The 11,299-nt window shown below is 71.2% G+C and carries 8 protein-coding genes and 2 pseudogenes; 3 read left to right on the top strand and 7 right to left on the bottom strand.

Translation table 11 applies throughout. The features are described from left to right. Nucleotides 1-10: 10 nt before the first annotated feature. From OG266_RS18655 to OG266_RS18640, 4 genes and pseudogenes are all read right to left on the bottom strand, one after another. Nucleotides 11-2,119 (bottom strand): hypothetical protein, encoded by a 2,109-nt coding sequence (locus tag OG266_RS18655; RefSeq protein WP_371547046.1) that lies wholly within the window; start codon nt 2,117-2,119, stop codon nt 11-13. Nucleotides 2,120-2,299: 180 nt separating this feature from the next. Further along, nucleotides 2,300-2,842: pseudogene (locus OG266_RS18650) on the bottom strand (cytochrome P450); the annotation flags it as partial. 732 nt (nt 2,843-3,574) lie between these two features. Further along, nucleotides 3,575-4,561: an isopenicillin N synthase family dioxygenase gene (locus OG266_RS18645; protein WP_371547044.1), complete on the bottom strand. Its 987-nt coding sequence runs from the start codon at nt 4,559-4,561 to the stop codon at nt 3,575-3,577. Further along, entirely contained in the window at nt 4,542-5,000 is a 459-nt protein-coding gene (locus tag OG266_RS18640; RefSeq protein ID WP_329546115.1) for a nucleoside deaminase, read from the bottom strand. Before OG266_RS18640 ends, OG266_RS18645 begins: the two co-directional genes overlap by 20 nt. A gap of 102 nt (nt 5,001-5,102) precedes the next feature. Here OG266_RS18640 and OG266_RS18635 point away from each other — a divergent pair, with 102 nt between their 5' ends. Next, a complete protein-coding gene (locus OG266_RS18635) occupies nt 5,103-6,398 on the top strand; it encodes a PucR family transcriptional regulator (protein WP_371547041.1) in 1,296 nt (431 codons plus the stop codon). 79 nt (nt 6,399-6,477) lie between these two features. Continuing rightward, nucleotides 6,478-7,056, top strand: a pseudogene (locus OG266_RS18630) (SPFH domain-containing protein); the annotation flags it as partial. Between the two features lie 42 nt (nt 7,057-7,098). Here the strand turns inward: OG266_RS18630 and OG266_RS18625 are convergent. Together OG266_RS18625 and OG266_RS18620 are read right to left on the bottom strand one after the other, a co-directional pair. Beyond that, a complete protein-coding gene (locus OG266_RS18625; RefSeq protein ID WP_371547038.1) occupies nt 7,099-8,052 on the bottom strand; it encodes a glutamate ABC transporter substrate-binding protein in 954 nt (317 codons plus the stop codon). Between the two features lie 214 nt (nt 8,053-8,266). Beyond that, nucleotides 8,267-9,409: an abortive phage infection protein gene (locus OG266_RS18620; protein WP_371547035.1), complete on the bottom strand. Its 1,143-nt coding sequence runs from the start codon at nt 9,407-9,409 to the stop codon at nt 8,267-8,269. A gap of 185 nt (nt 9,410-9,594) precedes the next feature. On the opposite strand from OG266_RS18620, the gene OG266_RS18615 reads away from it, so the two are divergent. Beyond that, nucleotides 9,595-10,347 carry a hypothetical protein gene (locus OG266_RS18615; protein ID WP_371547033.1) on the top strand — a complete coding sequence of 251 codons (753 nt, stop codon included), beginning with the start codon at nt 9,595-9,597 and terminating at the stop codon, nt 10,345-10,347. 13 nt (nt 10,348-10,360) lie between these two features. Here OG266_RS18615 and OG266_RS18610 read toward each other — a convergent pair whose 3' ends face one another. Beyond that, entirely contained in the window at nt 10,361-11,281 is a 921-nt protein-coding gene (locus OG266_RS18610) for a LysR substrate-binding domain-containing protein (protein ID WP_329546109.1), read from the bottom strand. Nucleotides 11,282-11,299 lie beyond the last annotated feature (18 nt).

Genomic DNA, 11,299 nt, shown 5'->3' with positions numbered 1-11,299 from the left:
TCGTCCTGCGTCACGGGCCGCCCTCGCCCTCGTCGTCCTCGTCGCCCGGGATACGGAACGGGCGGCCCGCCAGCGCGTCCGCCGGCCAGTCCCTGGAGGCCCGCCACAGCAGCGCGTTGCCCGCGGGCCGCAGATTCGACAGCTGCTCCAGCTCGAACCGCAGCCGGTCGGTCACCTTCGGGTCCGGCAACACCAGCGGATCGGTCAACTGCCAGACGGCGTGCAGGAGTCGGCGTACCCGCAGATGCAGTACGGCATCCACGCCCTCCGGCGGGGACTGCGCGGCGTCCGTGTGGCCGAGCGCTACGGAAGCCCGGTGGTCGTGGCCGTCGAAGTCGCGGCCGTCCGGATCGTGTGCGTGGTAGTAGGGCGCGGAGGCGATGAAGACCAGCGCGGACAGCCACGCGCGGGTCTCGGCCTCGTGGAAGGTGTCGCGCAGGTACGCGATCGCGAAGTCGGCCTTCCCCAGGGCGAGTTCGTGATGCAGGCGGTACTGGGCGCGGCCGGGGTTGTCGTCGCTGCCGGGCACGTCGGCGTAGTGGTCGATGAGGGTGCGGTGCGCGGCCCTCCACCGCTCGTGGCCGGGGTCGTGGTGGTGCAGGCGCAGCAGCAGGAGCGCGCGCAGGAACGGGTCGCCGACGAACTGGTCCGCCGCCACCGGCCAGCCCTCCGCGGCGAGCCGCGCCTCCAGGTCCAGTACGCCCGACGCGCCGAAGTCGTCCGGGAGTTGGGCCTCGGCCAGTGCGCGCGCCGAGTCGGGATCATGGGCGGCGGCGAGCACGGTCAGCTCGTCCAGGCCCCCGCCGGGCACCAGCCGGTCCAGGAGCTCCCGGTAGGTGGCCCGCCCGTCGTGGTCGTCCCGCAGGGCGACATCGGCGGTGAGCAGCGCGCCCAGGGTGGTGGCCTGAGGAAGGTTCTGGTGCGCCGACTCGGCGAACAGGGTGATGCCGAGCGGGCTGCCGCCGGTCAACCGGTGGGTGGCGTGCGGGAGTTGGGGCGGGACCGGGACGTCGAGGCAGGTGGCGCCCACGATGTGCAGGGTGTCGTCCGGGGTGAGCGGCGGCAGCGACACGAGCAGCGCGCGCGAGGAGGGCGAGGTGTCCGGCGTCCAGTCGCAGCGCCTGGCCACGTCGGGCAGCGTGCGGCGGACCGCGTTGCGGAGCGCCGGATGGCTGTATCCCCGCAGCGAGGTGAAGAAGACGACCTGGTCGGCGATGCCGTCGGCGCGGTCCCGCAGCACCGACTCCATGAGGCCCCGACCCGCGGGCTCCTGCACATTGTCGATGAGCACGACCGGGCGGCCGAGCCGGTGCGAGCGCTGCAACGCCCCCGTGTACGCGTCGTCGAGGTCCGCGAGCAGGGCCCGTACGAGATAACGCTCCGCGTGCGTACGGGAGTTGCCGCCCGCCCTGAAGTGCCGGGAGAGCAGGATGAGCCCGAGCTTCGGGTTGCCGCCCGCGTTGGGATAGTCGCGGTACCAGGACGCCGCCCGGCGCAGCCGGTGGTGGGTGGGGGAGACGCCCTCCGAGAACGCCTCCAGGGTCGCCTCGATGATCGGCTCAAGGACCGGTCCCGTACCCGACATGGAGGCGACCAGCTTGGCGACGACCCTGTTCACCCAGCGGTTCGCGAACCCGGAGAGCCAGGAACCCGACTCGTTCAGCAGCAGGATCCGCTCCGCCTCCTGCCGGATGCGCGGCAGGTCACGGTCGCTCCAGCCGCTCGCCGCGACGGCCAGGAGCCCCGCCGCGAGCCGCGGGAAACTGATCCGCCTGGCCCCCGTCACCGGCTCCGCGAGCTGCTCGGCGACCGTGGTGAGCGCCTGCGCGACCGCCGACCAGGACTCCGCGGGCCGCTCCGGCGGCGGCCCCGCGAACTGCGTCTCCTCGCCGTCGATCAGCGCGACCGGCGTATGCCCCTTGCAGGCCTTGCGCAACTCGGCGAGCAGCGCGCTCTTGCCGAGACCCCGGCCGCCCGCGAACACCACGAAGGGCAGTTCCTTCGGATGTTCGTACGGCGTCGAGCGGTGCTGGTACGGACGCAGGCCGATGAGCCGTGGAGCGAGACCGGGCGGATCGGTGTCGAACAGTGCCCCCCGGCCGTGCAGCCCTCTGTGCACCGCATCTCCCCCCGGGGCGGTCCGTTCCGATGTGCTGCTGTGAGGTGTATCAACACCAGTGTAAAAAGGGGGACTTGATTCGGGATAGGGCGCCTGGTGACCGTTGGGTTACGAAAGTTTTCCGCCCCGGGCCCGAGTTTGTCCGGGAAGGCGCCGCCCGTACGGGGCCCGAGGCCGCGGCTACCAGGTCACGGGCAGCTCGTGGACGCCGTAGACGATCCCGTCCTTGAAGGGGACCTTCTCCAGCCCGACGGCCAGGCGGAGTTCGGGAATGCGGCGGAAAAGGGTGCGGTAGGCGATCTGGAGCTCGAGGCGGGCCAGCGGCTGCCCCAGGCACTGGTGGATGCCGAATCCGAACGCCATGTGGCGGCGGGCGTCGCGGGTGACGTCGAGCCGTTCGGGGCCGGGGAAGTGGCCGGCCTCCCAGTTGCCGGTGGCGCCCGGGATGATGACGCCCTCCCCGGCGCGGACGATCTGGCCGCCGATCTCGATGTCCTCCAGGGCGAGACGGCGTTGGCCGCTGTGCACGACGGTCAGGTAACGCAGCAGCTCCTCCGTCGCGTTGGCGATCACCTTCGGGTCGTCGGTGTCGCGGACGACGGCGAGCTGGTCGGGGTGTTCCAGGAGCGCGAGGACCCCCAGGGCGATCATGTTGGCGGAGGTCTCGTGCCCGGCGCCGAGCAGCAGGACGCCGAGCAGGGAGGCCTCTCCGCGTGCAGCGTCGCTGATGAACTGAGGTTTCCTCGGTGATCCTGGGTTCACCTGGATTCCGGGAAAGCGGTCCGTGGTGCGTGGCAGGGTGTGGACGCCTGCGGATGGGCCGCGTGCCGCCGCCGCTGGTTGCGGTGCGGGTGCTCATCGTGTGCGGTGCCCGCCGCCTGTGACGCCGCTGGTCGCGGGGGTTCGGAAGCTGGGGCATCCGCCCCGCCGGACGCTTTCCGCCCGGTGTGGACCCGGGCCGGGCGGGGACCCCGCGTCGCTTTCCTGGGCACGGGGCGGATTCTCAAGGAGACCGGAACCTGATTACTGCTCTCACCGGCCTCGCAGTGACACACACGCTACGACAGCCGACACCTCACGCTCCAGCCTCAAAGGGCACACCCACTCGAATGTGCCACGGAAAGCCGATCCGACCACACCGCATGCGCCAACGTGTTACGTATCAACACCCAGGATTCCCAGGCCACGTCAGGCACTGTGCATACCCTCCGCAGCTCCGGGGGCGGCGTGAACGGGCACGCGGAGTCGCGGGGGAACGGGAACTCGGGGAGAGCCTCGGTCCGGGCGTCGGCAACGGTGTCGGTCATTGCACTCCTCGCGGTGGGGCGCGGTGGGGGATCGTGCGGGAGCATCGAATCCCACGTTCCTGACGGTCCCCTGCCAGAAAACTGACACACCGCTGACGCACCCCACCTCAAGCTCACCTTTGCCAACTCCCAGGCCCCGGCGAGCCGTTCAGTCGACGGTGATCGAGTCCAGCTTCTCGCGCAGGTACACGTGCGAGTCCACCGGCTCGTAGGCCACCCGTCCCACCGGAGCCGGCACCGACTCCACGACCGTCCCCGGTGTGCACTCGCCGAAGTAGACGAGCGACATCAGCTCCTCGGCGGGGACGTCGGCGGGCGGGGGCAGCACGCGGTGCCGGCCCGAGCGCCACCTGTCGCCCGTCCAACGGGCCATCAGATCACCGATGTTGATGGTGAACGCCTCCGCGTCGAAGGGCGCGTCCTCCCAGCCGCCCTCGTCCGTGAAGACCTGCAGCCCGCCCTTGCCCGCCTGCCGGTCGAGGATGGTGACGGTCCCGAAGTCGGTGTGCGGGCCGATGCGGAACTGGCCCGGCTCGGGCTCGCCCACGACCTCCGTACCCGGATACCAGTTGATGTTGAAGCCGTACGTCGGGTGGTCCATGTGCTTCGTGAAGAAGCCCGGCTCCAGACCGAGGGCCTCGCCGAGCAGCGCGAGGAGATGGTTCTCCAGCTCGCCCATCCTCGTCAGGTACTCCTCGCAGAGCTTCTGCAGCTCGGGCGCCTCCGCGGGCCACACGTTCGGCGCGTACCACTCCGCGTTGGTCTCCGGGTCCTCGAACTCCTCGTGCGTCGCGAACGTCAGCGACTCCTTGAGGTCCGGCGGGGTCTCCGTACCCTCCGAGTAGCCGTTCGCCTCGGCACCCGGGCCGAGCCAGCCGCGGCCGCCGACCGTGGCGGCGTACGGCTGCTTCGTCTCCACGGAGAGGGCGAAGAACGCGCGGGCGGCCTCGCGGATGCTCCTGCGGAGTGACGGGTCCACGCCGTGCCCGGTGACGAGCAGGAACCCGGCCGTCTGGAGCGCCTGGTCGACGGTGCGGGCGATGCCGGCGCGGGCGTCCGGGTCGCCGGAGAGCCAGGGGCGCAGGTCGATGGTGGGGATGCGGGGGGTCTTGGGGTCACTCACCGATGTCCTCATTCCACAGTGCCGGGTTCTTCTCGATGAAGTCGCGCATCAGGGCGGTGCACTCGGGGTCGTCGAGCTGCACGATCTGCACGCCGTGCTCGGCGAGCCAGTCGTGGCCGCCGTGGAAGGTCTCCGACTCGCCGACGACGACCCGGGAGATGCCGAACTGGCGCACCAGACCGCTGCAGTACCAGCAGGGGGAGAGGGTGGTCACCATCGTCGTCCCGCGGTACGAGCGCTGCCGGCCGGCGTTCCGGAAAGCGGCGGTCTCCGCGTGCATCGACGCGTCGTCGTCCTGGACACGGAGGTTGTGGCCGCGGCCGAGGAGGGTGCCGTCCGCGCCGTACAGCGCGGCCCCGATGGGGATGCCGCCCTCCGCGAGTCCGGTGCGGGCCTCCTCGACGGCGGTGGCGAGCCACGCGCGTGCCTGTGCCTGATCGATGGGCTTCATACCTCTCACTCTCCTGTGGCCGAAACACCAGGGCAACGTGCGGAAAGTACTCTCCCGGCAACCCGCATCCGGACGAACTGTCAGCGCCTGAAGGAGGTTCCCGTGCCCGCACTCACCCTCCGCGAGATCCTGGCCCTCGACCCCGTACGTGGCAGTGCACCCGAACTCCTCGCGGGCGAGGGTTCCTTGGACCGCCCCGTCCGCTGGGTGCATTCGAGCGAGGTGTACGAGGGCGCGAACTTCCTCGACGGCGGCGAACTGCTGCTGACCAACGGCTTCGGGTTGACCGGTGCCGACGAGGGGACACGGCGGCAGTACGTCCGTGAGCTGGCCGCGCGCGGTGCGGCGGGGCTGGCCGTGGAGGTCGGGCGGTCGCTGGTGCGGATGCCGGAGGAAGTGGTCGACGAGGCCCGGCGGCTGGGGCTGCCGCTGCTCGCCCTGCACCGCGTGGTCCCCTTCGTGCGCATCACCGAGGCGGCGAACCGGGCGATCGTGGCGCGCGGCCTTTCGGGGCGTTCGGCCGGGCGCCCCTGGGGCGGCGACCACACCGCCGCCCTGCTGGCCGACCTCGCCGACGGACAGGCGCTCAACCAGCCCGAGGTGGAGGCGCGAGCGGCGCTCGCCGGGTTCCACCCGGGCTCGGGGGCGCGGCTGGTCGGGGTGTCGGCGCACGGGGCACGGGCGGATCTGGGCGTGATCGACCGCGCCGCGCGGTCCCTCGGCGGGGTCGCGGTGCTGCGGGCGGCGTTCCCGGGGGACGTACTGGCGCTGGTGGCGATGCCCGGGAACGCCGGGGCGGGTGCGCGGGATGTCGTACGGACTGTGCAACGGGATGTCGTACGGGCCGTGCAGGAGGCCTTCCGGGCGGTCGCCGAGGCCGGAGCGACCGTGGCGGTCGGGCACGCGGTCGCGGCGGGCGGCGGCTGGCTGCGCTGGAGCGAGACCCTGCGGGCGGCCCGGACCACCCTGGAGCTGGCCCTCACCGTGCCGTCGGCCGAACCCGGTCCGTCCGGCGGCCCGGTCGTCACCTCCTCGCGCGCCCTCACGCTGGAACGCGAGCTCACCCGCGGCGGTGTGGACGCCAACCGCGACCGCCTCGCCCGTCTCGTCCAGCACACCCTGGGCCCCCTGCTGGCCTGGGAGGCGGCCCACCCCAGCGACCTCGTCCGCACCCTGGAGGTCCACCTCCGCCACGGCTGCTCACCCACCCGCACGGCCGCGCTCCTGCACATCGGCCGCCAGTCCCTCTACCAGCGCCTCGAACGCATCGAGACCCTGCTTGGCCTGGAGATCGACGACCCCGATCTGCTGGGGGAGTTGCTCGCGGCGGCTTGTGCGCACCGGGTGGTGCGAGGGATGGGTGAGGCTTCGGTACGGGGGCTTCGGACGGTGGCCTGAGACCGGGAGGTCTGGGACACTCCGGACAGCGGCATCCGGGGGGCACGACACGGTGGCCCGGGGGACGGGGGGAGTCGCGATGAAGAAGCGGTATGGGTTCTTGATCGCCGGGGGAGCGGTCCCCCTTGTCCTGGGGACGTGCATCCGGCGCCTTAGCAGCGCCAACGCCGTCGTGGTCGAGCGCTTCGGCCGCTACACGCGGACGCTCAACGCCGGCCTCAACATCGTGGTGCCGTTCGCCGACGCCATACGGAACCGGATCGACCTCCGTGAGCAGGTCGTGCCGTTCCCTCCGCAGGAAGTCCTCACCGTGGACGCCCTGGCCCTCAAGATCGACACCGTCGTCTACTTCCAGGTGACCGACGCCCGGGCCGCCACCTACGAAGTCACCAGCTACCTGCAGGCCATCGAGCACCTCACGGTCGTCTCCCTGCGCGACATCTGCGGCTACATGGACCTGGAACGCATTCTGAGCTCTCGCCAGGAGATCAGCGCGGCCCTGCGCGGCATCCTCGACGAGGCCACCGGCAAGTGGGGTATCCGGGTCAACCGCCTCGTCATCAACACGATCGACCTGCCCGCCGCCGCCCGTGAGGCGATGGAGCGGGCGACGCACGCCAGGAGCGACGGACACGTCGCCCACCTGCCGGCCGAAGGCGAAGCCGGCGAGCGGTAAGGGGAGCAGGGGCCACGCTCGCGGTCACTTCAGGTAGCGGGGTGCGGGTGGGTAGAAGTCGCCGTATCCGCCCAGCCACCGTTCGTGCAGGGTACGGAGTCCGCCCGAGGTGCGCAGCCGGGCGAGGACGCCGTTGACGAAGCGGACGAGTTCCGGTGAACCCTTCGCGACGGCGATGCCGTGCGGCTCGTAGGTGAACCGGGGTCCGGAGATGCGGGTGGTGGGGTCCTGGGCGCGCAGCCCGGCGAGGACGTTGTCGGTGGTCGACACGGCGGCCACGTCGCCCAGTTGGAGACGTACCAGGCAGTCGGTCCAGTCGGCGACGGCAACCAGCCGCACCTTCGGACGGGCCCGGCGCAGCGCGGTCAGCGAGGTGGTGCCCTCGGCCGTGCACACTCTCTGTCCGGCGAGGTCGGCCAGGGTCTGCGCAGGGGAGGCGTTGGGGACCAGGACGCGCTGGCCGGAATCGAGGTAGTCGCTGCTGAACAGCACCTGCTCCATGCGCTCGCAGGTGATGGTCATCGAGTGGGCGACCAGGTCGACTTCGCCGCGTTCCAGGACCTCGATGCGCCGCCGGGACGGCACGGTCTTGAACTGCACCCGGTCAGGCTTTCCGAACAGGGCCCTGGAGATCTCCCGCACCAGGTCGATGTCGAGTCCGTCCAACTGCCCGGTGGTGGGGTTGCGGTAGCCGAAGAGGTACGTGTTCTGGTCCACGCCCACGATCAGTCGGCCGCGTTCGACGATCCGTTCCATCGCCGTACCGCTCGGCATCCGGCCGCCTGGCTCCGGCATCCGGGCCGGCGGCTTCAGCGACCGCAGCGGGTCACAGTCCTCGGCCTCGGCCCGCGTGACCACGGATGCGGTGTCGGCGGGCCGGTCCGCCCCGAGGGGCGAGTGGCGGACCGGGGGGCGTACGTCCGCGGAAGACGCCGTCAGTGCCAGGGCGACCAGCGGCGCCATGATCACAGGCAGCACGCGAAGACGTAACGGGACCCGGCCGGACATCTCTTGTCCAGGTGTGTGCCTCCAGCGCCCGCTGTCCGCCACGCACTGCCCCCCGCTGCCGTGGTGCGACGACGCGGGCCCCGCCCGCAGACTCGTTACAGAGTGAGGTGTGAAGGGGCTTCTCCGCCACCGTTCCTGCCCATCAACTCGAAGACCTCGCGTGGCAGTCGGTGGCCTGAAGGGGTCAGCAGCCCCGGGCCGCCCGCCCGTACTGCCGGGCCAGCGCGCGGAACGACTCCTTCGGCTCCCAGTGCCAGTCGGACGCGGGGTCGCCGGGCCGGTCCTTGATCGGCTTCACGATGCTGTAGCTCGCCATGTCGAGGTCGTGGCGCGGGTCTTGGGAGAGGTGCGGGGAGTCCGGGGTGACGAAGGTGAACGCCATCGCCGAGTACAGGCCCATCGACTCGAACACCGAGAGCACGTCCATGAGATACGCGGCCTGGGTGCGCTCGCTCCGCACCAGCTCGCCCTTGATCTCGGGCGGCTCCTTCGTGTAGTCGACGACGTCCCAGCCCATACCGCCCTGCTCCGGCGCCCCTTCGAAGGTGCAGCAGCCGAACTCCGTGATGGCGACCGGCTTCCCGAAGCGCCGGAACCGGTCGAGGTCGCGGACGTACTCGTTGCGGCTCCGGAAGTACGAGTAGTAGTCGATGCCGACCAGGTCGAAGAGGCCCCAGTCGACGTCGTCGTCCTGGGCTGCGGCGTACGTCAGCCGCCCGCCGAAGACCGACCGGCCGACCCGGGCCGCCTTCGCGGTGAAACGGCTCAGGCGGCGCGCCATCAGCACCGGATCGAAGTTGCCGCTCATCAGGTTCTCGATCCGCTCCAGGACATTGTCGCCGGGCACGATGCCGGGCACGAAGAGCCAGAACTCGCAGCCGACGCTGAGGTGCACCCCGGCCCCCTGCCGCCGCAGCCGCTCGGCGAACCGCCCCGTCTCCGCGAGGTGTTCGAGGATCTCCTTCTCCGGTACGTCCCCCAGCGTCGGTTCGAGCCAGACGTTCAGCCCCCGCTCCGCCGCCTCACCCGCCGTCGCGGTGAGCCGCTCGACGCCGTAGCCCGTGACCTTGACGGAGTTGGCGTGCAGATCGCGATCGATGGCCCGCACGTCGGCCCGCATCCGCGCCGGGTTCCACGCGGTACCCGGCGTCTCCCCCTCACCGACCTCGTAGACGACACCCCGGTACGTCAGCCCGTGCCCGCCCCCGCCGCCGCTCGCGCCTGCCCCGCCCCCGGTCGCCGAAGCCCGCCCCGCCGCCGGCAGCACCGCCGCACCCCCGACCCCCGCGGCCATCCCCAGGAACCGTGCCCGAGTGATCTCCTGCATCGCGTCTCCCCATGTCGTCGTCCCGACCCCAGTCTGGGAAACGGCCATGGCCCCCGCCGTCCGCCGATGGTCTACGCAGGGCCGTCGAAGGGATGAACTCGGGCGCGACTTATGGCGCCGCCCCGTCAAGGTGGAGGTTTCGGAAAGCTTCTTCGGCGCGGCTGCCCGTTGGCCACACTGGCGCGGTGGAACTCTCCATATCCCTCACGCCGCAGCAGGCTGCTTCCGGTGCCGTCGTCACCGTTCCTCTGCCGTCCGGCACCACCCGTGTCCGTGTCCCGCCCGTACGGGACGGCGACCTCGTGCGGGTCCGTGCCGGTGAGAGCGAGGTGCTGCTGCGCATACGGGTCACGAACCCGGCGACCCCGTCGCGCGGCCTCCAATGGCTGGGCGTGCTCGCGGTCGCCGCCGTGCTCGTGTTCCTGGTGGTGCTGGCCAACGAGGGCGACGGCAGCGGCAGCGACAGCGCTTCCGGCGTGGACTCGACCAGCTCCCCGTACGCCGAGGAACCGTATTCGGAGGACCCCTACACCGCGGATCCGTACACGGAGGACCCGTACACCGAGGACCCGTACTCGGAGGACCCGTATTCGGAAGAGCCCTACACGGAGGACCCGTACAGCGAAGAGCCGTACACCGAGGACCCGTACGGCACCGAGAGTGAGGCTCCCGACCCATACGAATCCGGCACCTGCCTCAACGGAACCCTGCCGGACTCCACGACCGCCCAGGAGGTCAGCGGCGTCGAGGAGGTCTCGTGCTCGGCGTCCGACGCCCACTACAAGGTGATCGAGACGATCCCGCTGACGTCGGAACTGAGTCGCTGCAACGCCAACCCCCAGACGCAGTACGCGTTTTCCTACAGCTACACCCGCAACGGGATGCCCTACTACGAGTACGTGTACTGCCTGGTCGGCCTCGGATCGTACGGGTACTGACCGGGGGTGAAGGCTAGTCCTGGTGTCCGACAGGGGCGGAAGGCCCACGTTCCGCGAGGACCGTCTCGCGGAACGACGCCACCACCGGGCGGAGATCGACACGGTGCCAGGCCGCCCACAGCTGCACCGAGCCGCCGTACCAAGGGAGTTCGCGCACCACGATGCCCTCGGTCGTGCCCCGCACCATGCTCCGCTGGACGAGGGCGAGGCCGAGGCCGGAGGCGACCAGGCCGAGCGCGGTGAGCGGATCGGCGGCGTCGAGGAGGATGTCGGGGGTGAAGCCGGAGTTCACGCAGGACGCGACGAACGTGTCGCGCCAGGCCGGGTCCGGTGAGTCGGCCACCGCGATCCACGGCTGCCCGTCGAGGTCCTCGGGCGTCAACTCCGCCTGTTCCGCGAGGGGATGGTGCGCGGGCAGGGCGAGCAGCAGCGGGTCCCGCAGCAAGGGGGACGCCTGGAGATCCGGGTCGTCCTCGGACGGCGGTGTGCGGACCAGCGCGATGTCCAGGCTGCGCTGGCGCAGGCCCTCGAACTGCTCGGTGGACTCCTGGTCGTACAGCGCCACGTGAATACCGGGGCGTTCCCCGCGCAGGGCCCGAAGGGCGGTGGGCAGGACGCCCGTGTGCATGGCGTCGGCGACGTACCCGATGCACAGGCCGCCCTCCTCGCCGCGGCCCAGCCGCCGGCCGAGGTTCTCCAGCCTGTCCGCGTGCCGCAGCAGGGCGCGGGCCTCGGTCAGGAAGACCCGGCCGTCGGAGGTCAGCCGGATGCGCTGCTGGCTGCGCTCGAAGAGGGTGAGGTCCAGGTTCTTCTCGAGCTGGGCGATCTGCCGGCTCAGGGGTGACTGGGAGATGTGCAGCTGCTCGGCGGCGCGCCCGACGTGCTCGGACTCGGCGACGGCCACGAAATAGCGGAGTTGTCGCAGGTCAAGCATGTGGGACCTCGGGGGACT

It is taken from the genome of Streptomyces sp. NBC_00554 (assembly GCF_041431135.1).
Taxonomy (GTDB): Bacteria; Actinomycetota; Actinomycetes; order Streptomycetales; family Streptomycetaceae; genus Streptomyces.
This window is presented reverse-complemented; position numbering and strand designations above follow the sequence as displayed.

Bases quoted from the DNA above. Each gene is read 5' to 3' on its own strand.
- OG266_RS18610 (WP_329546109.1), bottom strand. From the start codon at position 11,281: ATGCTTGACCTGCGACAACTCCGCTATTTCGTGGCCGTCGCCGAGTCC.
- OG266_RS18645 (WP_371547044.1), bottom strand. From the start codon at position 4,561: ATGAGGACATCGGTGAGTGACCCCAAGACCCCCCGCATCCCCACCATC.
- OG266_RS18640 (WP_329546115.1), bottom strand. From the start codon at position 5,000: ATGAAGCCCATCGATCAGGCACAGGCACGCGCGTGGCTCGCCACCGCC.
- OG266_RS18620 (WP_371547035.1), bottom strand. From the start codon at position 9,409: ATGCAGGAGATCACTCGGGCACGGTTCCTGGGGATGGCCGCGGGGGTC.